General features: G+C 63.0%; 19 protein-coding genes and 2 pseudogenes. 6 read left to right on the top strand and 15 right to left on the bottom strand.

What is annotated here, in order from left to right; genetic code table 11:
- Positions 1 to 43 precede the first annotated feature (43 nt).
- The 11 genes and pseudogenes from pyc to ACSQ3E_RS19545 form a co-directional block, all read right to left on the bottom strand.
- Entirely contained in the window at positions 44 to 3,502 is a 3,459-nt protein-coding gene (pyc, locus tag ACSQ3E_RS19595) for a pyruvate carboxylase (protein WP_436123972.1), read from the bottom strand.
- Positions 3,503 to 3,693: 191 nt separating this feature from the next.
- Positions 3,694 to 4,809 carry a branched-chain amino acid ABC transporter substrate-binding protein gene (locus ACSQ3E_RS19590; RefSeq protein WP_310320777.1) on the bottom strand — a complete coding sequence of 372 codons (1,116 nt, stop codon included), beginning with the start codon at positions 4,807 to 4,809 and terminating at the stop codon, positions 3,694 to 3,696.
- Positions 4,810 to 4,953: 144 nt separating this feature from the next.
- Positions 4,954 to 5,301 carry a DUF6867 family protein gene (locus tag ACSQ3E_RS19585; protein WP_310320775.1) on the bottom strand — a complete coding sequence of 116 codons (348 nt, stop codon included), beginning with the start codon at positions 5,299 to 5,301 and terminating at the stop codon, positions 4,954 to 4,956.
- A gap of 11 nt (positions 5,302 to 5,312) precedes the next feature.
- Entirely contained in the window at positions 5,313 to 6,044 is a 732-nt protein-coding gene (locus ACSQ3E_RS19580; RefSeq protein WP_310320773.1) for an ABC transporter ATP-binding protein, read from the bottom strand.
- Positions 6,041 to 6,295: pseudogene (locus ACSQ3E_RS19575) on the bottom strand (ATP-binding cassette domain-containing protein); the annotation flags it as partial. The gene ACSQ3E_RS19580 and the pseudogene ACSQ3E_RS19575, both read right to left, overlap by 4 nt.
- Before the next feature lie 849 nt (positions 6,296 to 7,144).
- Positions 7,145 to 8,035, bottom strand: a pseudogene (locus ACSQ3E_RS19570) (ABC transporter ATP-binding protein); the annotation flags it as partial.
- Complete coding sequence (gene livM / locus ACSQ3E_RS19565; RefSeq protein WP_310320769.1) at positions 8,035 to 9,630, bottom strand: high-affinity branched-chain amino acid ABC transporter permease LivM; 1,596 nt, start codon at positions 9,628 to 9,630, stop codon at positions 8,035 to 8,037. The gene livM and the pseudogene ACSQ3E_RS19570, both read right to left, overlap by 1 nt.
- 4 nt (positions 9,631 to 9,634) lie before the next feature.
- The gene (locus ACSQ3E_RS19560) at positions 9,635 to 10,537 is read right to left on the bottom strand and encodes a branched-chain amino acid ABC transporter permease (protein WP_310320767.1); all 903 of its coding nucleotides are present in this window, start codon (positions 10,535 to 10,537) and stop codon (positions 9,635 to 9,637) included.
- 345 nt (positions 10,538 to 10,882) lie between these two features.
- A complete protein-coding gene (locus ACSQ3E_RS19555) occupies positions 10,883 to 11,884 on the bottom strand; it encodes a 4-hydroxyproline epimerase (protein ID WP_436123971.1) in 1,002 nt (333 codons plus the stop codon).
- 14 nt (positions 11,885 to 11,898) lie between these two features.
- On the bottom strand, positions 11,899 to 13,152 hold the full coding sequence (locus ACSQ3E_RS19550) for an NAD(P)/FAD-dependent oxidoreductase (RefSeq protein WP_436123970.1): 1,254 nt from the start codon (positions 13,150 to 13,152) through the stop codon (positions 11,899 to 11,901).
- A 114-nt stretch (positions 13,153 to 13,266) separates the two neighbouring features.
- Positions 13,267 to 14,160: a dihydrodipicolinate synthase family protein gene (locus ACSQ3E_RS19545; RefSeq protein WP_310320761.1), complete on the bottom strand. Its 894-nt coding sequence runs from the start codon at positions 14,158 to 14,160 to the stop codon at positions 13,267 to 13,269.
- Positions 14,161 to 14,275: 115 nt separating this feature from the next.
- On the opposite strand from ACSQ3E_RS19545, the gene ACSQ3E_RS19540 reads away from it, so the two are divergent.
- Positions 14,276 to 14,923: a GntR family transcriptional regulator gene (locus ACSQ3E_RS19540; protein WP_436123969.1), complete on the top strand. Its 648-nt coding sequence runs from the start codon at positions 14,276 to 14,278 to the stop codon at positions 14,921 to 14,923.
- Positions 14,924 to 14,938: 15 nt separating this feature from the next.
- Here the strand turns inward: ACSQ3E_RS19540 and ACSQ3E_RS19535 are convergent, their stop codons facing one another.
- Both ACSQ3E_RS19535 and ACSQ3E_RS19530 read right to left on the bottom strand, forming a co-directional pair.
- The gene (locus ACSQ3E_RS19535; RefSeq protein ID WP_436123968.1) at positions 14,939 to 15,259 is read right to left on the bottom strand and encodes a hypothetical protein; all 321 of its coding nucleotides are present in this window, start codon (positions 15,257 to 15,259) and stop codon (positions 14,939 to 14,941) included.
- A 175-nt stretch (positions 15,260 to 15,434) separates the two neighbouring features.
- Positions 15,435 to 16,025, bottom strand: coding sequence for a hypothetical protein (locus ACSQ3E_RS19530; protein ID WP_310320755.1), 591 nt, complete (start codon positions 16,023 to 16,025; stop codon positions 15,435 to 15,437).
- A gap of 15 nt (positions 16,026 to 16,040) precedes the next feature.
- Here ACSQ3E_RS19530 and ACSQ3E_RS19525 point away from each other — a divergent pair, with 15 nt between their 5' ends.
- Positions 16,041 to 16,655 carry a hypothetical protein gene (locus ACSQ3E_RS19525; protein ID WP_436123967.1) on the top strand — a complete coding sequence of 205 codons (615 nt, stop codon included), beginning with the start codon at positions 16,041 to 16,043 and terminating at the stop codon, positions 16,653 to 16,655.
- A gap of 1 nt (position 16,656) precedes the next feature.
- Positions 16,657 to 16,884, top strand: coding sequence for a helix-turn-helix domain-containing protein (locus ACSQ3E_RS19520; RefSeq protein ID WP_436123966.1), 228 nt, complete (start codon positions 16,657 to 16,659; stop codon positions 16,882 to 16,884).
- A gap of 52 nt (positions 16,885 to 16,936) precedes the next feature.
- Here the strand turns inward: ACSQ3E_RS19520 and ACSQ3E_RS19515 are convergent, their stop codons facing one another.
- A complete protein-coding gene (locus ACSQ3E_RS19515) occupies positions 16,937 to 18,433 on the bottom strand; it encodes a CoA-acylating methylmalonate-semialdehyde dehydrogenase (protein WP_436123965.1) in 1,497 nt (498 codons plus the stop codon).
- Positions 18,434 to 18,609: 176 nt separating this feature from the next.
- On the opposite strand from ACSQ3E_RS19515, the gene ACSQ3E_RS19510 reads away from it, so the two are divergent.
- Genes ACSQ3E_RS19510 through ACSQ3E_RS19500 form a run of 3 tightly spaced genes read left to right on the top strand, consistent with a single transcriptional unit; the run spans position 18,610 to position 20,587 of the window.
- Positions 18,610 to 19,491, top strand: coding sequence for a LysR family transcriptional regulator (locus ACSQ3E_RS19510; RefSeq protein WP_436123964.1), 882 nt, complete (start codon positions 18,610 to 18,612; stop codon positions 19,489 to 19,491).
- A 60-nt stretch (positions 19,492 to 19,551) separates the two neighbouring features.
- Positions 19,552 to 20,181, top strand: coding sequence for a transcriptional regulator (locus ACSQ3E_RS19505; protein ID WP_436123963.1), 630 nt, complete (start codon positions 19,552 to 19,554; stop codon positions 20,179 to 20,181).
- Positions 20,182 to 20,185: 4 nt separating this feature from the next.
- Entirely contained in the window at positions 20,186 to 20,587 is a 402-nt protein-coding gene (locus ACSQ3E_RS19500; RefSeq protein ID WP_436123962.1) for a VOC family protein, read from the top strand.
- A 2-nt stretch (positions 20,588 to 20,589) separates the two neighbouring features.
- Here ACSQ3E_RS19500 and ACSQ3E_RS19495 read toward each other — a convergent pair whose 3' ends face one another.
- Positions 20,590 to 21,894, bottom strand: coding sequence for a D-amino acid dehydrogenase (locus ACSQ3E_RS19495; protein WP_436123961.1), 1,305 nt, complete (start codon positions 21,892 to 21,894; stop codon positions 20,590 to 20,592).
- Between the last annotated feature and the right edge of the window lie 49 nt (positions 21,895 to 21,943).

Raw genomic sequence — 21,943 nt, 5'->3', positions numbered from 1 at the left:
GGTGGACGGCCGGGCGGCGTCGAATGCGCCCGGCCTGAAATTGTCAGCCGTAGACCACCAAAAGGTCCTTGGCGTCGATCTGGTCGCCGGCGCGCACCAGCACCTCGGTGATGGTGCCATCGCGTTCGGCATGCAGTGCCGTTTCCATCTTCATCGCTTCGATGGACAGCAGCACGTCGCCGGCCTTGATCGGCTGGCCGGCTGAGACGGCGAGCGTCGAGACGACGCCCGGCATCGGCGCGCCGACATGGGCATCATTGCCCGCTTCGGCCTTGCGCCGTGCCTTGGAGGCGGAGGCGCCATGGGCACGGTCCGGCACCTTGATGCGACGTGGCTGGCCGTTGATCTCAAAGAACACCGTGACCATGCCCTTTTCGTCGACGTCGCCGACAGCCAGGCAGCGGATAACAAGCGTCTTGCCCTTTTCGATGTCGACGAAGACCTCGTCCTCGGGCTTCATGCCGTAGAAATAGACCGGCGTCGGCAGCACGCTGACCGGGCCGTAATTTTCCTGCGCGCCGACGAAGTCGGTGAAGACCTTCGGGTACATTAGCCACGAGGCAAACTCGTCCTCGGACAGCTTGCGTCCAAGCTTGGTCTCGATCTCCTTGCGGTTGGCCTTGAGATCGGCGGCCTTGAGCAACGAGCCGGGACGCGCGGTGATCGGCGTCTCGCCCTTCAACACCTTCTTCTGCAGCGCAGCTGGCCAGCCGCCCGGCGACTGGCCAAGATCGCCGCGCAGCATCGACACCACCGAGTCCGGGAAGGCGATGTCCTTGGCCGGGTTCTCGACATCGGCGACGGTCAGCTCCTGGCTGACCATCATCAAAGCCATGTCGCCGACGACCTTGGATGACGGCGTCACCTTGACGATGTCGCCGAACATCAGGTTGACGTCGTGATAGGCCTGCGCCACTTCGTGCCAGCGGGTCTCGAGCCCGAGCGAGCGCGCCTGCTCCTTGAGGTTGGTGAACTGGCCGCCCGGCATTTCATGCAGGTAGACTTCGGATGCCGGTCCTTTCAGGTCGCTCTCGAAGGCGGCATACTGGTTGCGCACGGCTTCCCAATAGAACGAGATGCGGCGGATCCATTCGGGCGCAAGACCCGGATCGCGATCCGACCCGCGCAGCGCCTCGACGATTGAGCCCAGGCAAGGTTGCGAGGTGTTGCCGGAGAAAGCGTCCATCGCTGCATCGATGGCGTCTACCCCGCTTTCGACCGCCGCCAGCACCGTCGCCGCCGACAGGCCCGACGTGTCATGAGTGTGGAAGTGGATCGGCAGGTCGGTGGCCTCTCGCAGCGCCTTGAACAGCACGCGCGCCGCAGCCGGCTTGAGCAGACCGGCCATGTCTTTGACGGCGATGATGTGCGCGCCGGCGGCTTCCAGCTCCTTGGCGAGACCGGCGTAGTACTTCAGGTCGTACTTCGCCCTGTTCGGGTCGAGGATGTCGCCGGTGTAGCAGATCGCCGCTTCGCAGAGCTTGCCCTCGGCGCCGACGGCATCCATCGACACGCGCATGTTGTCGACCCAGTTCAGGCAATCGAAGACGCGGAACAGGTCGACGCCGCCGGCGGCGGCCTGACGGACGAAATGCTGGACGACATTGTCGGGGTAGTTGGTGTAGCCAACGCCGTTGGCGCCGCGCAGCAGCATCTGCAGCAGGATGTTGGGCGCTGCCTGGCGGACCTTCGACAAACGCTCCCAAGGATCTTCGGTAAGGAAGCGCATGGCAACGTCGAAGGTGGCACCGCCCCAGCATTCGAGCGACAGAAGCTGCGGCAGCGCACGGGCGTAGGTGCCGGCGATCTTGGCGATGTCATGGGTACGCACGCGCGTCGCCAGCAGCGACTGGTGGCCGTCACGCATCGTCGTGTCGGTGATCAGAACCTGCTTCTGCGCGCGCATCCAGGCGGCGAACTTCTCCGGGCCGAGCTGGTCGAGCTTCTGCCTGGTGCCGTCGGGGATCGGGCCGGTGAACCATGGCACGACGGGTGCAGCGGCTTCCGGGTTGGGCGCAGCGCGGCCACGCGTCTCCGGGTGGCCGTTGACGGTGACGTCGGCGAGGTAGTTGAGCAGCTTGGTGGCACGGTCCTGGCGCTTGACCTGCGCGAACAGCTCGGGCGTCGAGTCGATGAATTTGGTGGTGTAGGAATTATCGCGGAAGGCCGGGTGCGTGATGATCGCTTCGAGGAAGGTCAGGTTGGTGGCGACGCCGCGAATGCGGAACTCGCGCAGCGCCCGGTGCATTCGGGCAATCGCCTCGACCGGGTTGGGCGCCCAGGCGGTGACCTTTTCCAGCAGCGGATCGTAGAAGCGGGTGATGACCGCGCCCGAATAGGCGGTGCCGCCGTCGAGGCGGATTCCGAAGCCGGTGGCACCGCGATAGGCGGTGATGCGGCCATAGTCGGGAATGAAGTTCTGCTCCGGATCCTCGGTCGTGATGCGGCACTGCAGGGCATGGCCGTTGAGCCGGATGCCGGCCTGTGCGGGCACGCCCGATTCCGGCGTACCGATGGCAAAGCCGTCGAGGATGTGGATCTGCGCCTTGACGATGTCGATGCCTGTCACCTGCTCGGTGACGGTGTGCTCGACCTGGATGCGCGGGTTGACCTCGATGAAGTAGAACTTGCCGGTGTCGGCGTCCTGCAGGAACTCAACCGTTCCCGCGCCGACATAGGCGGTGTCGCGCGCGAGCTTGAGGGCATAACCACACAGCTCCTGGCGCAGCTCCTCGCTGAGGTAAGGCGCCGGGGCGCGTTCGACGACCTTCTGGTTGCGGCGCTGGATCGAGCAGTCGCGCTCGAACAGATGCACGGCGTTGCCATGGGTGTCGCCCAGCACCTGCACTTCGACGTGGCGGGCACGCTCGATCAGCTTTTCGAGATAGACCTCGTCCTTGCCGAACGCCGCCTTGGCCTCGCGCTTGCCTTCGGTCACCTCACGGATGAGATCGGCCTCGCTGCGGATGGCACGCATGCCGCGACCGCCGCCGCCCCATGATGCCTTGAGCATGACAGGATAGCCAACCTCGGCAGCGAGCTTCTTGACCTCGTCCATGTCGTCGGGCAGCGGATCGGTAGCCGGGATGACCGGCACGCCGACCTCGATGGCGAGGTTGCGCGCCGCCACCTTGTTGCCAAGCCGGCGCATGGTCTCGGGCCTGGGTCCGATGAAGGTAATGCCATTTTCGGCACAGGCGTCGGCGAACTCCGGGCTCTCCGACAACAGGCCATAGCCAGGATGGATGGCATCGGCGCCCGACAGCCTGGCGACCCGGATGATCTCTTCGATCGACAGGTAGCTTTCGATTGGCCCCATGTCCTTGGTGAGATGGGGGCCGCGGCCGACCTGATAGCTTTCGTCGGCCTTGAAGCGATGCAGCGAATATTTGTCCTCTTCGGCCCAGATCGCCACGGTTTTGAGCCCTAGCTCATTGGCCGCGCGGAAGACGCGGATGGCGATTTCGGATCGGTTGGCGACGAGGATCTTGCTGATCGGCACGAATACGCTCCAGGGAACCGGATATTTAAGAGGCGGCGAATGATTAGCGGGAAAATGCTGCGGTGCAACCGAAAACGCACATTCCTAAATCGATTTAATTTCCCCTAGGTCAGACAGGCATTTTTCCACGGCACAAAAAAATGCCCGGCGCATTGCGCCGGGCATTTCTGTTCAGCAAAAAGATGCTGAAATTACTTCTGCGGCTTGTAGGTGTACTTGCCGTCGTCGCCCTTGACCCACTCATACATGATGTAGCCGGGCAGCTTCGGGTCGCCCTTCTCGTCGAAGCCCATGTCGCCGAGCACGGTCGGGAAGGTGTTCGCCTTCATCGCCTTGGCGACTTCCTGCGGATCGACCGAGTTTGCTGCCTTGGCAGCACCCGCAACGACCTGCATCGCAGCGTAGGAGTACAGCGTGTAGGCTTCAGGGTTGAAGCCGGCGGCGCGGAACTTCTCGACCAGCGCGTTGTTGGCCGGGTTCAAGGTCGGATCGGGACCGAAGGTGTTGAGCGTACCGGCAACAGCGTCGCCAGCGATCGAGGCCAGTTCGTTCGAGACGATGCCATCGCCCGAAACCAGCGTCGCCTTGAGGCCCTGGTCAGCCGCCTGGCGGATGATCAGGCCGGCTTCGGTGTGCAGACCACCCCAATAGATGATCGTGACGCCGGCTTCCTTCATCTTGCCGATCAGCGCGGCGAAGTCCTTGTCGCCGATGTTGACGCCTTCGTACATGACCTCGGTCAGGCCGGCGGTGTTCATCGCCTTCTTGGTTTCGTCGGCAAGGCCCTGACCATAAGGCGTCTTGTCGTGGATGACGGCGATCTTGGCGTCCTTGAACTTCTCAGCGAGGTAAGCACCAGCGATGGCGCCCTGCTGGTCGTCACGGCCGCAGGTGCGGAACACGTTCCACAGGCCACGCTCGGTGAACTTCGGATTGGTCGCAGCCGGGGTGATTTCGAGGATGCCGTTCTCGGCGTAAACTTCCGAGGCCGGAATCGAAACGCCCGAGTTGAAGTGACCGATGACGAACTTGACGCCGTCAGCAACGAACTTGTTGGCGACCGAAATGCCCTGCTTCGGATCGGAAACGTCGTCACCAACCACGAGCTTGATCTGCTCGCCGTTCATGCCACCAGCTGCGTTGATGTCCGCAACGGCCTGCTCGGCGCCCTTCTGGAGCTGCGCTCCGAAGGCAGCATTCGGGCCGGTGATCGGACCTGCAACGCCCACGATGATATCGGCCCATGCGCTGCCGCTGAACGCGACGAGCGCGGTCAGTGCAACAGCCGACAAAAGTGACTTTTTCATTGAAACACTCCCATTAATTGAGTGGGCGTGGAGTTTCTTTCTTGCGATGCCCACCCATATCGCAGAAAGGTGAGTTTGCCGATTTTCCGGCAGTTGTCACGCCGATTCATTGGCGAATCGGCGCCGATATTTAGCTTCTGCCCCTCAGGACTTCGATCTCCAAGAAAGAGGCGAAACCTTTTCATAAAGCCAATTGTATTGCGTCACCATCTGGTTTGTTCGTGTGTATTTATAACCAACTATTGCGAACGCCAAAAGCACGATGGTGTCGACGACATAGTATTGCAGCGTGAACATCGTGCCTTCGAACAGGGCATGATGGATGAAGCGGATAGCGATACCGAGCCCCAATATGTAGAGCACGAGCTGGGCATAGCTTCGCCATGTCTGGGCGCAGGCGCGGCCCGTCATCCAGGCAGCCCAGCCACCCAGAACGCAGGTGACGAAAAAGAACTGCCAGATCGAGGCTTCCTCGTAGAGAATGCCGTGCATGATGGATCCTCCTAGTGGCGGCCGCCTTCGAGATAGGCCGCGCGAACCTCTGGATTGGCGAGAAGGTCCTTGCCCGTGCCGCTCATCGTGACCACGCCATTGACCATGACATAGCCGCGTGTCGCGAGCTTGAGCGCGCCAAAGGCGTTCTGCTCGACAAGGAATACGGTCAGGCCCTGGGTGCGGTTGAGCTCGCGAATGGCATCGAAAATCTGCTTGACGATCAGCGGCGCCAGACCAAGCGACGGTTCATCGAGCAGGAGCAGCTTGGGCCGTGCCATCAGCGCCCGGCCGATCGACAGCATCTGCTGCTCGCCACCAGAAAGCGTGCCACCGCGCTGGGTGATACGCTCCTTGAGCCTGGGAAACAGCGTGAACACCTTCTCGACGTCCTCATCGTAATATTTGAGGTTGTCGAGGCTTGCGCCCATCTGCAGGTTTTCCATCACCGTCATGCGCGGGAAGATACGCCGTCCTTCCGGCGACTGCGCGATGCGTAGCCTGGCGATCTCGTGCGTCGGCAGGTCAGTGATGTCGGTCCCAGCGAAGGTGATGGTGCCGCGGCGCGCCCTGGGCGTGCCGAAGATGGTCATCATCAGCGTCGACTTGCCAGCGCCATTGGCGCCGATCAGGGCGACGATCTCGCCTTCGTTGACCGCAACATCGACACCGCTAAGCGCGCGGATGTTGCCGTAGTAGGTCTCGACACCCCTGATGTCGAGCAAAGCTCTAGCCGCCGTCACTTGCCACCTCCGCGCTTGGCTTTCGCCGGCTTGGCCGCTTCACGCGCCAGCGCCTTGGCCTGCCCCACCCAGTCTTCGCGCTCGATCCGGCCGTCGAAGGCGAGATAGGCCTCCGCCGCCGCGATGTCCGACTTTTTCCATCCCGCCACCTGGTCGAAATGGAAGATGCCGTGGTCGTTGAGCTTCTTCTCGTTGACCGGTCCGATACCCTTGATCAGGATCAGCCGGTCCGCCACGCCGCCGCGCGGAGCAGCAAGCACGTTGGCGATTGTCTTGACGGCAGGCGCCTTGGCCGCAGCGGACACTTTGGTTGCTGGAGTCTTGGCCGAAGCCTTGGCTACTGGCTTGGCAGCCGTCACCTTGGTCACGGGTGCCGTGGTCAGCTTAGCCGCCGCCTTCGACGCAGCCTTGTCAGCCGCCTTGGCGGCCGGTACCTTCGACGCAGGCTTGGCCGACGTCGCGGCTTTTGGCGCCGCAGATGGCTTGGACGATTTGGCCTCGCCCTTGGGTGCAGGCGCTGCCTTCACCGGTGCTTTGACAACCGTCGCTTTCGGCGCTGGCTTGGAAGCCTTTGTCGCAGGTTTTGCTTCTGCCTTTGGAGCGGGTGCAGCCTTTGAAGTTTTCGCCGGCTCCACCTTTGCAGTCACCGCCTTCGGCGCAGCCGCCGCGGGTTTTGCCGCCGCCTTGGCTGCGGGTTTCGCAGCCGGCGCCTTGGTCGGCTTTGCAGCGGCTTTCGGTGCGTCAGATTTCACCACCGCAGGCTTGGCTGCCTCGGTCTTCGCGGGCGCCTTGGCTGCTGGTGCCGCAGACGCCGAGCCCTTGGCCGGAGCTTTCGGCTTGGCTGGAGCTTTTGCGACAGGAGCAGCCTTCGCCGGCTTGGGCGCAGCCATCAGCCCAGCGGCAGGTGCCACAGGCGTTTTGGCCTGCGCCTTGGCCTTGGCTCCCGCCACAGCCGCCGAACGGGCGGCATCGCGAGCCTCGACCTGTGCTGCTTTCGACGCACCCTTGGAAACAGTGACGACTTCGCCGTGTCCGTCGCTGTGACTGATGGTGTCGCTGACCGGGCCAGCCATCATCGACGACGACGAGCCGGGGCCATGCGCCGGATCGGGCACGCCTTCGAGCTCTTCGATCACCTGTTCGTCGCCAACCTCGACCAGGACGGTGGTGACCTCCTCGTCGTCGACACCGAGATAGGCGGCGATGACCTTCGGATCGGTCCTGACCGACATCGGGTCGCCGTCGGAAATCTTGCGACCGTATTCGAGCACCACGACGTGGTCGGAGATCTGCATGACCACCGACATGTCGTGCTCGATGAGCAGGATCGACGTGCCGGTGTTGTTCTTGATGTCGATGAGCAGCGTGTTGAGCGCCAGCGACTCCTTCGGATTGAGACCTGCTGCCGGTTCGTCGAGGCAAAGCAGTTCCGGCCCGGTGCACATGGCGCGCGCGATCTCGAGCCGCCGCTGCGCGCCATAGGGCAGATCGCCAGCCGGATCGTCGGCGCGGTCGATCAGTTCGGCCTTTTCCAGCCAATGCTTGGCGAGATCGACAGATTCAGCCGATGCCTTGCGGTAGCCGCCGAGCCCGAGCAGGCCCATGATGGTATAGCCCGAGGCCTTCATCAGCTTGTTGTGCTGCGCCACCAAGAGGTTCTCGAGCAGCGTCATGCCCGAAAACAGCCGAATGTTCTGGAAGGTGCGCGCCACCTTGGCCTTGGCCGTGATCTGGAAATCGGGCATGCGCTCGAGCAAAAACTCGCCGCCTTCCCGACCGTTGAAGCGGATCATGCCTTCGGTCGGCTTGTAGAAGCCGGTGATGCAGTTGAAGACGGTGGTCTTGCCCGCGCCGTTCGGGCCGATCAGCGCGGTGATCTCGCCGCGCTTGGCCTCAAACGACAGGTCGCCGATGGCGACCAGGCCGCCGAACTTCATCGAGAGATGCTCGACCTGCAGGATCGAATTGTTCATGGATGCGCTCGCGTTCATCAGCCGTGTCCTTCCTTGGTGAAGGAACTGGAGATGGCTTTTCGCTCATGAAGGAAGGCCGTGGGTTCTCGACTGCCGACGAAACCTCGCGGCTTCCACAGCATCACGATGACCATCGCCATGCCGAACAACAGCATGCGGTAAAGCTCCGGCGTGAAGTCAGGTCCAAAGACGACCTTGAGGAACTCCATCTCGCGCAGGATTTCGGTGCCGCCGATCATCACCGCGGCAGCGACCGCGATGCCGACAAGCGAGCCCATGCCGCCGAGCACGACGATGGCGAGAATGATCGCCGATTCCAGGAAGACGAAGGATTCAGGCGAGACGAAACCCTGGCGCGCGGCGAAGAACGAGCCAGCGAAACCACCGAACATCGCACCCGTGGCGAAGGCAGTCAGCTTGGTCGTGGTCGTGTTGATGCCGAGCGAGCGGCAGGCGATCTCGTCCTCGCGCAGCGCTTCCCAGGCACGGCCGACAGGCATGCGCCTCAACCGGATGGTGACGAAGGCGGTCAGCAGCGCCAGTGCCAGGATGAGGTAATAGAGGAAGATCTTGTAGTAGGCGCCGGACTGGGCGATGCCGAGCACCTTGGCGATGTAGTTCGGGTCCGAGACGTTGAACGACATCAGGCCGAAGAAGCTGACCTTGGGAATGCCGGAGATGCCAGCCGCGCCGTTGGTGACTTCGCGCCAGTTGATCAGCACCAGTCGGATGATTTCACCGAAGGCCAGCGTCACGATCGCGAGGTAGTCGCCGCGAAGACGCAGCACCGGGAAGCCGAGCATGACGCCCCAGAAGGCGGCCATGATGCCGGCGACCGGCAGCAGGATCCAGAACGACCAGCCGAGATGCGTGGCCAGCAATGCGTAGGCATAGGCGCCGACGGCATAGAAGGCGACATATCCCAGATCGAGCAGGCCGGCGAGACCGACGACGATGTTCAGCCCCCACGCCAGCATCACATAGATCAGGATCTGGATGCCGAAATTGTCGACCCATTTGAGCGAACCCTGGAAGCCGGACGCCGCGGAACCGGTGATGATCGTCAGGGCCACCACGACAACGATCGGGTAAAGCACCAGGACGCCGATACCCAGGGCCGAGAAATGCGAGCTGATGAAGGCTCGGAAATAAAACATCACCGACGCCAGCGCGTAGATGATCGTCAGCGCGCGGAAGAAGCGCACATAGCCAGCCAAGGCAGGCCCGAATATCCCATCAAGAGAGCCGGCGAAAGCAAGCAGCGCAACGGCAATCACGACTGCCGCAATGAAATAAGGCAGCCGGAAGAACCGGGTCGCCACGCTGTCAGGCAGCAGGCCGCTGGCGACGTTGACGATCTTCTGCCGGGCCAGGAATGGCTGCGCATATGCGACGTAAAGAAAGCGCCCGAGCATCACCAGGCCAACAACGACGGCGAGCAGCCGCCAGCGCGGGACAAGGATCAACTCGTTGGAGATGTTCTGGTCGGTCCTGAGGCCGATGAACAGGAAAAACAGGCCGAAGGAGATGGCGCCCGCATAGAGCGCCTCCTTGAGGCCGCGCTGAAGCGGCGTTGCGGTCTCGTCGCGCATGGCTTGTGCGATATTGGCCATTGTCTCAGACCTTCTCGACTTCAGGCCGGCCGAGGATGCCGGAGGGCAGGAAGATGAGCACGATGGCGAGGATCGAGAACGCCGCGACATCCTTGTAGTCGATCGAGAAGTAGGCCGACCACATGCTTTCGATGAAGCCGATCATCAGGCCACCGAGCACGGCACCCGGCAGCGAGCCGATGCCACCCAAAACGGCTGCAGTGAAGGCTTTGACACCTGGAACAAAGCCATCGGAGAAGGCCACGACGCCGTAGTACATCAGGAACAGCGTGCCGGCGACAGCGGCCAGAGCCGCGCCCATGATGAAGGTGATGGAGATAGTGCGGTCGACGTCGATGCCGAGCAGAGCGGCCATCTTACGGTCCTGCTCGCACGCCCTTTGGGCGCGGCCAAGCGAGGTCTTGTTGACGAGGTACCAGAACAGCGCCAGCAGCGCGACGGTAACAACGACGATGATGATCTGCTTCAGCGAGATCGAGATGCCGCCGATGTTGTAAACCGTCGAGACCATCGGCGGGATCGGCTTGTTGCGCGGACCTTGCGTCACCTGGACGAAGTTCGACAAAGCGATCGACATGCCGATTGCGGTGATCAACGGCGCCAGCCGGAACGACCCGCGCAGTGGCCGGTAAGCGACCTTTTCGATGGTCCAGTTGTAGAGGCTGGTCATCAGCATCGCCACGATCATCATGACGAGCAGGAACAGCACCACATTTACCGAGTAGAAGAGGCTGGTCAGGATCAGGAACACGATCAGCGCGGCGAATGCGCCGAGCATGAAAATGTCGCCATGGGCGAAATTGATCATGCCGATGATGCCATAGACCATCGTGTAGCCGATCGCGATGAGGCCATAGATAGACCCCAGCGTCAGCCCGTTGACCATCTGCTGGACGAAATACTGCATATGGATGCGGCTCCCCTGGAATGTCGCGCTATGCGCGCATTCCTTTTGATATTTCCCCTAGTCCTAAAGTTTCGAGCCTGGATTGCAACGTGATTCTTCAACCCGTTGCCGCTTGCCGGACAGCGTTTTCCGCCGCCTCTGTTTTATGTTGTCCAAGCCCTGGACTATCGCGAAACCTATCATTGGCTCAACGCAATGTCTTTGCCGATTCCGGTGATTTTGCGCGCCATTGTCGAAGAATGTAGCGTCAAGATACGTAATCGCAACAGCTCCTTGCGTCTCGCCGACGATCTCTTTCCTATGAATGTCTAGACATATTGGCTGTTCCAACTCCCCGCCATACGACTATTTGACTATGAACCCATGCGCGAACGGATCGCGATCGTCGATGAAGATGGTGTTCAATCCGGTCATCCGCGCCCACCCGCCGATCGAAGGAATTATTGCCTTCTTGCCGGCCACCTCGACCTCGCGTTCGACCCGCCCCTTGAACAGCGAACCGATGATTGATTCGTGCACGAAATCGTCGCCGGCCTTGAGCTTGCCCTTGCCGTGAAGCTGCGCCATGCGCGCTGACGTTCCGGTGCCGCAGGGCGAGCGGTCGATGGCCTTGTCGCCATAAAAGACAGCGTTGCGGGCGTGCGCCTCGGCATGCTTCGGTTCGCCGGTCCACAGCATGTGCGACAGCCGGTTGATGCCGGGATTTTCGGGATGCACGAACTGGTACTTCTCGTTGAGCCGCTGACGCACGACAGGGCTCCAGGCGATGAAGTCGCCGGCGGTGTAATCGGCCATGTCGCGGTAGTTCTCCTGCGGCTCGACGATGGCGTAGAAATTGCCGCCATAGGCGACATCGACCCTGATCTCGCCAAGGCCGGGACACTCGACCGAAAGTCCCTCGGCATGGAGGAACGACGGCACGTTGGTGATGCGTACTTCCTCGACATAATCGCCGACCTGCTTGTACTCGGCAATGACGAGCCCGGCCGGCGTGTCGAGGCGCAGCGTACCCGGCGTCTTCGGCTTGATCAGCCCGTGCTCGATAGCCATTGTTACCGTGCCGATGGTGCCATGACCGCACATCGGCAGGCAGCCCGAGGTTTCGATGAACAGGATGGCGACGTCGCAATCCTCGCGCGTCGGCGGATAGAGGATCGAGCCCGACATCACGTCATGGCCGCGCGGCTCGAACATCAACCCGGTGCGGATCCAGTCGTATTCGGCAAGGAAATGCGCGCGACGTTCCATCATCGTCGAGCCTTCGAGGCGGGGACCGCCGCCCGCCACCAGCCGCACCGGATTGCCGCAAGTGTGGCCGTCGATACAGAAAAAGGAATGGCGCGCCATGCAGATACCTTGCGTCAGAAACGTTGTGCGGAAAAGGGGGTTAGATCGAGCGGCGTCTTTTGACCGAGCATGCGGTCGCGCACCAGCCGGCCGGTGGCCGCCGCCTGGGTCAGGCCGAGGTGGCCGTGGCCGAATGCGTAGTGAACGTTGGGATGGCTGCGTGAGCCGCCGATGACCGGCAGCGAGTCAGGCAGCGACGGGCGGAAGCCCATCCATTCGCGCCCGCCCGAGGGGTCGAGCCCCGGCAGGAACTTTTGCGCTTTTTCCAGCATCGCTTTCGCGCGGGCATAGTTTGGCGCCCGCGAAATGCCGCCAAGCTCCACTGCGCCGCCGACGCGCAAGCCGGTGGCGAGCGGCGTGATGACGAAGCCATGGCCGGAGAAGATCAACTGCCGCTTCACGTCGAAGGCGCTGGTGGGAAGCGTGGTGTTGTAGCCGCGCTCGGTTTCGAGCGGGATGATGTCGCCGAGCTGACGGGCGAGCAGATGCGACCAGGCTCCGGCGGCGATCAGCACCTGGCGTGCAAACAGCGTGCGGCCCTGCTTGAGCTGGATCAGGATGCGGTCGCCGGCCAGCCTGACGAGCCCGACATCGCCCTTGACGAAGGAGGCACCGCTGGCCTCGGCGTGGCGCCAAATCGCTTTGCCGAGATCCTTTGGATCGGAAACTGTCTTCCAGCCCGGCACGAAGGTGCCTCGGGTGAAGCGTTCGGCCAGCCCGGGCTGGTAGCTGGCGAGTTCGCGCATTTCGAGATGCCGGTAGGTTATGCCGAAGCGGTCACGCGCAGTCCAGCTTGGCAGCGCCGCCTTGAACTCCGCCTCGCTCTCGTAGAGCTCCAGCGAACCGTCCTCGCGCAGCATCGAGCCGGTGCCGGAGCGCGCCATCAGCGACGCCCACTCCTGCTCGGCGAGCTTCATCAGCCCGGCTTGCGCGGCAAGGCTCGCTTCGTAGTTGGCGGGCGCCCCGGCACGCCAGAAGCGGAAAAGCCATGGCGCGAGTTTTGGCAGATAGGCTGGTGGAATGGTGAGCGGACCAAGCGGGTCGGCCAGCCATTTCGGCACGTTGCGCATCATGCCCTTGTGGGCAAGTGGCAGCACATCGGAGAAGGCAAAAGCCCCGGCATTGCCGGAGCTGGTTTCTTCGCAGACGCCGCTGCGGTCCAAGACCGTCACCTTGCGCCCTGCCTCGGCGAGATAGGCAGCCGCCGCGATGCCGACAATGCCGGCGCCGATGATGGCGATGTCGATCTCGTCGACCGCTGCACTCATGCCTTGCCTCTCCCCGGTCCCCTCGTCTGCAGCGCCGCGTACGAGCGACGCTGCAGGTCGTCGAATTGGTGCATGATCCTGTCCGAAAATCGATTCGGATTTTCGGACCTGCACTCAGAACGACGGCAGCTTGGGCCGTATTTCCAGGGCGTCCTTGATGATCTTCTCCACCGCGTTGCGACGCTCGCCCGACAGCGGCTTGCGCGGCATGCGCACGCGATCGTTGGAGCCGATCGCCAGGACCTCGGCAAGCTTGATGTTCTGGACCAGATAGGTCGAAACGTCGAGGTCGAGCAACGGGCGGAACCAGCGGTAGATGGCGAGTGCCTCTTCGCGGCGGCCCTGCTTCATCAGCTGGTAGATGGCGACTGTCTCGCGCGGGAAGGCGACGACCAGCCCGGCGACCCAGCCGATGGCGCCGACCGACAGAGCCTCAAAGGCGAGGTTGTCGACGCCGGTGAACAGGTCGTAGCGATTGCCGAGGCGATTGATGATCTCGGTCGAGCGGCGGATGTCGTCGGACGATTCCTTGACCGCAACGAAGCGCTTGTCGGACGCCAGCTCTTCCATCTGGTCGACGGTGACATCGACGCGGTAGGCGAGCCGGTTGGAGTAGATCATGACCGGCAGGTCGCCGGCCTCGGCCACGGCGCGAAGGGCAGCGACCGTTTCTTCCGGATTGGTGTGATAGATCGGGCTCGGCACGACCATCAGGCCGGAGGCGCCTTCCTTGGCGGCGCGCTTGGCGATGGCTGCCGCCTCGCGGGTGCCGGCCTCGTTGACCGTCAGCAGCACAGGCTTGCCAGCGGCGACCTTCTGGGCGGTCTTCAGCACTTCGATCTTTTCGTCATGCGAGAGCATCGGGCCCTCGCCGAGCGAGCCGGCGACGATCAGGCCGTCGCATCCGGCCTCCATCTGCAGCGCGAAGCAGCGCTCCATTTCGGCATGGTCGAGGCGGTCGTCCGCCGTGAACTTGGTGGTGACTGCTGGGATGACTCCGGCCCACATGGCGCTTTCTCCATCTGATATATCAGTGATATATGACGAGGCGACCAACATTGTCAATCGGCAATCGCATCTGATATATCAAAAATATATCATTGCGCTTTCAAGAGATTCGGTCATGCAAGCTGAGAAACTGGAACCGGCTGCGACACGGGCCTACCACGAGCTCGAACGGCTGATCGTAACTCTGGAACTCGCCCCCGGCACCATCGCCACCGAAGGTTCGCTGATCGACAGGCTCGGCCTTGGCCGCACGCCGGTGCGCGAGGCGATCCAGCGCCTGGCCTGGGAAGGATTGGTCGAGATCAGGCCGCGCGCCGGCCTGGCGATCGCGCCGCTGCATCCCGGCGACTGGCTGCGCGTGCTCGACGCGCGCCGCGGCATCGAGGTCGTGCTGGCCCGCTCCGCCGCGCGCTTCGTCACCCGCGACGCCGCCAACCAGTTCCATGCAGCTGCGCTTGCAATGCAGAAGGCGGTGATCACAGCCGACGTGCTCGGCTTCCTCGCAGCCGACAAGGCGCTCGACGAGGCGCTCGCGCTGGCCGCCGACAACGACTTCGCCGCCCGCCTCGCCGCTCCCCTGCAGACCCACAGCCGCCGCTTTTGGTTCCGCTACCAGCGCGATACCGGCCTTGCCGCATCGGCCGAACATCATGTCGCGCTGATCCGTTCCATCCTCGAGCATGACGAGGAAAGCGCCGCCCGGGAAGCCGAGCGGCTGATGGCGATGCTGCGCGCCCACGCCGAAGCGGCGGCGACGCGGTAAGGCCCTGAGATTTGATCAGTGCCTGGGTTCGGTTTCCCGTACCTCGTCGACTGAACTCTCCCAGCCGTCACCGGCGGCGAGCACGCAACTGCGTCCCGTGACATCCGACATCAGCACGGTCCAGGTGCCGTCGTCAGAGACGTAGATTTCGATGATGGCGGCGTCGCTGGCGACGCCGTAGCCAAAGCGCCGCTCGTGAAAACTGTCGGTCAGACCAGCGACGATAGCGTCGTGATTGCTGCAAAACAGTTCGGCGACTGAAGGCGTTGCCGGCAGCATCAGCGCAACGCCGAGTGCTGCCAGCCCGCTTCTACGAACTGCGGGCGCAAGTGCCATTCGACACCTCCTTGCCGCCGCATCTGTACGGAAAGGTCAGGGCACATCTTAACACGAACGGCCCGGAGAAGGCCCGTGAGCTATCCACCGTTTTGTCTGCAAGAGATACGAAGACGGGGTTCGGCAGCTACCGCGTGCGCTGGCACCGGGACAAGCTGCAGCGACCCCTCAGCCTCTACGTGCCATCGCACAATGGCATCTTGGCGATGGCCTCATCGGTCACCAGTTTCCTGAGATTCACTGACGACATCAGCGGGAAGTATTGCTCGTCCGTCTTGCTGCGCATGTAGATCTCCGCCATCAATGGACCGCGGTTGATTGCGCCGTCGCGGCAGCCGCCAGCAATCGCCACTGAAATGCTGCCCTTGCCGTCCTTCCTGCCCGTCGCCTTGAAGGCGCGCGCCTTGGCCTGCGCGGCGGCCAGCCGGGCCCTGTCGGCCTCGGCGACGCGGGCGACCTGGATCCTCTCGAAGGAAGGACTTGCCGACACCCCTGGCGCATTGTCGCCGGCGACGATCTCCAGCGGCAGCTTCTCGTCGATCGGACCATAGGGCGCTGGCGCATCCATGACAAAATGCAGCACGACATCGCCGGTCCGCAGCCTGAGCGGAACCGGCATGACGGCGGCAACGCTGATCTGTTCGGGCGCGATGCCAAGGGGATCGAGGCCGGCGAGCTTGGTCAGCGCCATCGGGTTGAGCGAGGCACAGGCAGACAGCGCCAACAGCCCGGCCAGCGCCGCAATCGAACGTCCTTGAGCCGACATAATGCCTCCATATGGTTGTTTGACAGTGTCGACTTATTGTTTTACGATAATTTTTGCAAACGGAATTTGAAGAGGCAAGAAATGAAGGCTGCCCGCGAACGTGCCCGGCTGCTGAGCAGACGGATGGAAATGCTGATCGCGGCCTTGATGGGCGTCATCACCCTGTTCGTCCTCTATGGACTATGGCTGGCCTGGTCCGACCCCGCCTGGATCAGCAACTTCGTCATCGAAAAGCTGGCGCTTCCCAAGCCGGCACAGCTGTCGGCTTCAACCGTGCTGTTGCTGGCCACCGCATTTCTCGTGCAGGCGGGCTTGCTGCTCTGGGCGCTGCAGACGCTGCGGCGGGCGTTCCGTGAAATGGCGCTGCATGACATCGTCGGAGCCGAGAGCGCGCGCTTGATGCGGCTGTCGGGCGTCGCCTTCCTGGTCAATGCCGTCGCGACGATCCTGGCCCCACCGCTGGTTTCGTTGATCCTCAGCCTGGACATGCCTGCGGGCCAGCGTTTCCTGGCAATCAGCTTCAGCACGCACGAACTGCTGGCCCTGATCCTGTCAGGCATACTGATCGTCTTTGGCCACCTGCTTGCAGTGGCGTCGGAGATCGACGACGACAACAAGCGGTTCGTGTGAGATGCCGGTCGTCGTCAATCTCGATGTCATGCTGGCGCGCCGCAAGATGCGCTCGAAGGAGCTCGCGGCAAAGATCGGCATCACCGAACAGAACCTGTCGCTGCTGAAATCCGGCAAGGTGCGTGGCGTCAGGTTTTCGACGCTGGCGCGCATTTGCGCCGAGCTCGATTGCCAGCCGGGCGATCTGCTGGAGTACCAGCCGGGGCCGGAAGACGAGGACGAAACGTAAAACGGGCGCCCACTGGGCGCCCGTTCTTTTTGCCTCGATAGCGACGAGACGATCAGTTCATCGTCGGAATGACGAACTCAGCACCGTCCTTGACACCCGACGGCCAACGCGAGGTCACCGTCTTGGTCTTGGTGTAGAAGCGGAATGCATCCGGGCCGTGCTGGTTCAGGTCGCCGAAGGACGAAGCCTTCCAGCCGCCGAAGGTGTAGTAGGCGATCGGCACCGGGATCGGCACGTTGATACCGACCATGCCGACCTGGACGCGCGAGGCGAAATCACGGGCCGCATCGCCGTCGCGGGTGAAGATGGCAACGCCGTTGCCCATCTCGTGGTCGTTGGCGAGCTTGATGGCGTTCTCGTAGGTCGGTGCGCGCACCACCGAAAGAACCGGACCGAATATCTCTTCCTTGTAGATGCGCATGTCTGCGGTGACATTGTCGAACAGGCAACCACCCATGTAGAAGCCGTTCTCGTAGCCCTGCATCTTGAAGCCGCGACCGTCGACGACGAGCTTGGCACCTTCCTTGACGCCGATGTCGACGTAGCCCTTGATGCGCTCCAGCGCCTCGCGGGTGACGACCGGGCCGAAGTCTGCCGAGGAGTCGGTCGACGGGCCGACCTTCAGGCTCTCGACGCGTGGGATCAGCTTTTCCATCAGCCGCTCGGCAGTGTCGTGACCGACAGGCACGGCAACCGAGATCGCCATGCAGCGCTCGCCGGCCGAGCCGTAGCCGGCGCCAATCAGCGCGTCGACGGTCTGGTCCATGTCCGCGTCGGGCATGATGATCATGTGGTTCTTGGCGCCGCCGAAGCACTGCACGCGCTTACCGTTGGCGCAGCCACGGCTGTAGATGTACTGGGCGATCGGCGTCGAGCCGACGAAGCCAACGGCCTTGATGTCAGGATCGTCGAGGATGGCGTCGACAACCGTCTTGTCGCCGTTGACGACGTTGAGGATGCCTGCCGGAAGGCCTGCCTCGAGGAACAATTCGGCGATGCGCAGCGGCACGCCCGGATCGCGCTCCGAAGGCTTCAGGATGAAGGCGTTGCCACAGGCGATGGCCGGCGCGATCTTCCACAGCGGGATCATCGCCGGGAAGTTGAACGGGGTGATACCGGCGACAACGCCGAGCGCCTGGCGCATCGAGTAGACGTCGATGCCGGGGCCAGCACCGTCGGTGAACTCGCCCTTCATCATATGCGGGGCGCCGATGCAGACTTCGACAACTTCGAGGCCGCGCTGGATGTCGCCCTTGGCATCGGCAATGGTCTTGCCGTGCTCGCGCGCCAGAAGCTCAGCCAGCGAGTCGTATTCCTTGTGCACCAGTTCGAGGAATCTCATCAGCACGCGCACGCGGCGCTGCGGGTTGGTGGCGGCCCATGCGGGCTGCGCTGCCTTGGCGTTTTCGACGGCGGCGCGCAGCTCCTGCGCCGAGGCAAGTGCGACCGTGGCGCGCACCGAGCCGTCCATCGGCTGCAGCACGTCCTGCTTGCGCCCACTGGTGCCGGCGACATGCTTGCCGCCGATGAAATGACCGTAGTCGACCATTGCTTCTCTCCCAATTCTTTGTTGATGGCGCATTGTCCCGCTTAACGCGCGCCTTTGCAACGCGAGGGTGAACGCAACCGTTGTGCGGAAAATAAAGTCCGACGGGAGCTTGAATGCGATTTCATGCATAGTAGGGTGCGCGGATTGCAGCCCTTCGCCTGAGGTGGGAACCGCTGATGAACTGGGATGACGTCCGCATCTTCCTCGCCGTGGCGCGCACCGGCCAGATTCTCGGCGCGGCACGCCGGCTGGAGCTCAACCACGCAACGGTCTCGCGCCGCGTAGCGGCACTTGAGGAGGCGTTGAAGACAAAGCTGTTCCGGCGGCTGACCACCGGCAGCGAACTGACGCCGACGGGCGAGCGTTTCCTCGAAGTCGCCGAGCGCATGGAAGCCGACATGCTGACCGCCCGCGCCGAAATCTCGGGCGAAGGCGACGAGGTGTCGGGCACCGTGCGCATCGGTGCGCCCGACGGCTTTGGCGTTGCCTTCCTAGCGCAGCGTCTGGGCACGCTGACCGCGCAACATGCCGATCTGCGCATCCAGCTGGTGCCGGTTCCGAGGACGTTTTCGCTGTCACGCCGCGAGGCCGACATCGCCATCACCACCGAGCGGCCAAGCGAAGGCCGGCTGGTGGCGGCAAAGCTCGTCGACTATTCGCTCGGCCTGTTTGCCTCGCGCGCTTATGTGGAACAACACGGCCTTCCCAGCTCACGCAGCGAGCTTTCGGCTCACCGCCTGATCGGCTACGTGCCCGACCTCGTCGTCAGCCCCTCGCTCGACTACGCCGCCGAATTCAGCCCGTCGTGGGAGTCGGCCTTTTCGATTTCGTCCGCGCTCGGACAGGTCGAGGCGGTGCGCTCGGGCGCCGGCGTCGGCATCCTGCACACCTTCATTGCCCGCAACATTCCGGAGATCATGCCGGTGTCGGCGATCCCACCGATCCGCCGCGCCTACTGGCTGGTCTATCACGAATCCGTTCGGCCGCTGCGCCGGATCCAGACGGTGGCGGGTTTCATCACCAAGGCAGTGGAACGCGAACGCGCGCTGTTCATCTGAACAGCCTTCCGACAAACTCACACATCAGCTAACATCGGTGTTCCAATCGAGGAAACCGATTTGCTGCCCCGCCCCTACGCAGAATTGCTGCGCAAGGCCCGGCGCGCCACACGACGCGCCGACGAGGCCGAGGACCTGTTGCAGACGGTCCTCGTAGCTGCGGTCGAAGCGGGGCGCACCGACCTGTCGAAGGTCGAGAACCAGCGCTGGCTGGAAGGCGCGTTGCGTCGCCGCGCGGCTTTCGATGCACGCTCGGCGGTACGACGCAGAAAGCGTGAGGCGCCATTCGCCGTCGGTAGTTGCGAGCCAACGAGCCATGAAACCGTGCCGGTGCGCTTCGTGGCGACCCTGCCGCCCAGCCTGCGCACGACGACGCTTCTGGCCCTGACCGGCCATACCCGGCAGGAGATCGCCTGGCTACAGCGGCTTGCAGATCCCGCGCTTCGCCAGCGCATCGCCGAAATCCGCAAACGCTGGCTGGCCTTTGGCGGCGGTCCCGTTGGAGAAATCCCGGGCCTCACCGGCGCGCTCGCCTTCGGCAGCATCAGGCGATCCCTGCTCGCTCTGGCCAGGCAGCCGGGCGCCCTGCTCGCCAGCCACGACCCCGACGGCCATCTTTTTGTAATCGGCACCTCACAAAACCTCGCCGCACGGCAACTCAACAGGCGTGCAACCGAATTCACGGAGTGACCAAATGTTCGGCAAAAGCAAACTCGGCAACATCTGCTACTACGTATTGAACATCGACAAGACGGAAGCGTTCTATCGTGACGTCATGGGCCTCGACGTCACGCGCATGGAAGGCGACGAGGACACGGGCGGCGACTGGCTGCTTGCCAACACCGCCAATGGCGTCGACCTGATCTTCTTTGCCATGGAGTCCCGGCCCGGCAATTCGCCGATCATCGTCTTCGAGATCGCCGACGGCGGCATCGACGACATCGTCTCGACGCTGGCCGGCGAGGGCGTGACCATCGTCACTCCGGTGAGTCACGCGCCGGGCGGCTGGTCGTCCGAATTCGCCGATCCCGACGGCCACGTCATCTCGATGTACCAGTCGGCGGAAGCGCCGCGGTCGCTGAAGAAGGTGGCCTGACGTCAGGCCCAGAAACGCTCTGGGCCGAGGCCGCCGATATCGATCTCCGGCTGACGGCCGGAGATCATGTCGGCCAAGATCTTCCCTGAGCCGCAGGCCATGGTCCAGCCAAGCATGCCATGACCGGTGTTGATGTAAAGGTTCGGCAGCTTGGTCCGGCCCAGGATCGGCGGGCCATCCGGCGTCATCGACTGCAAGCCGCACCAGAAGCGCGCATCGCGCAGATCGCCTGCGCCGGGAAAAAGTTCGTGCAGCGAACGCTCCAGCGGCGCGCGGCGCGATTCATGCAGGGTCAGGTCGAAGCCCGACATCTCCACCGTGCCACCGATACGGATGCGGTCGCCGAGTCGCGTGATGGCGACCTTGTTGGCATCGTCGATGACGGTCGAAACAGGTGCGGCATCCGCGTCAGCTATCGGTACCGTCAGCGAATAGCCCTTGAGCGGATAGAGCGGCAAACGCTGGTGCAGCTTGCGCATGAAACGTTCGGAATAGCTGCCCGCCGCCAGAACGAACGCGTCGGCTTCTCCAGGGCCATCAACGGCTATGCGTTGGACTTTTCCAGACCAGGCATCGATCGAAAAGACCTTCTGGCCGAACTTGAACACCACGCCGCGCTCGATGCAGAGTTCAGTCAGCCGTTGCGTGAACAGGCGGCAGTCACCGGTCTCGTCATCGGGCAGGCGCAGACCGCCTGATATGCTATGTCGTGAGCGCGCGAGACCGGGCTCCGCTTCAACGCATACTGCCGCATCGAGAATTTCGTACGGCACCTCGAGCCTGTCGAGCACGGCAACATCTGCTGCGATGCCGTCGAGTTGCTCCTGGGTGCGAAACAGCTGCAGCGTGCCATGGCTGAGTTCGTCATAGGCAATGCCGGTGCCTTCGCGCAGCACCCGCAGCATGTCGCGGCTGTATTCGGCGAGTGGCACCATTAGCGACTTGTTCGCGGTGTAACTTTCTGCCGTGCAATTGCGCAGCATCCGGGCCAGCCACATCCACATCTTGGGGTCGAATTTCGGCCGGAAGGCAAGTGGCCCATCCTTCGTGGCGAGCCATTTCAGCGCCTTGAGCGGCAAGCCGGGTGCGGCCAGCGGTGCGGCGCAGCCGGAGGCAATCTCGCCAGAATTGGCATAGCTCGCCTCTTGCGCGGGTCCTTTCTGCCGGTCGTAGACGACCACCTCGTGCCCGGCCTCGGCGAGATAGTAGGCGGTCGTCACCCCGATGATGCCGCCGCCGACGACTATGACCTTCATTGCGCCCCCAGATGCACGCTCAGAAACCCATACCGATTTCGGGGCGTGCACACTCTCAATTTGCTGCTGCGCCGAGCACCCACCCGAAGCGCAGCTGCCG

The organism is Aminobacter sp. LjRoot7, from assembly GCF_964252895.1.
In the GTDB taxonomy this organism is placed as follows: Bacteria; Pseudomonadota; Alphaproteobacteria; order Rhizobiales; family Rhizobiaceae; genus Aminobacter; species Aminobacter aminovorans_B.
The sequence above is the reverse complement of the archived record's forward strand: the minus strand, read 5'-3'. Positions and strand labels throughout refer to the sequence as shown.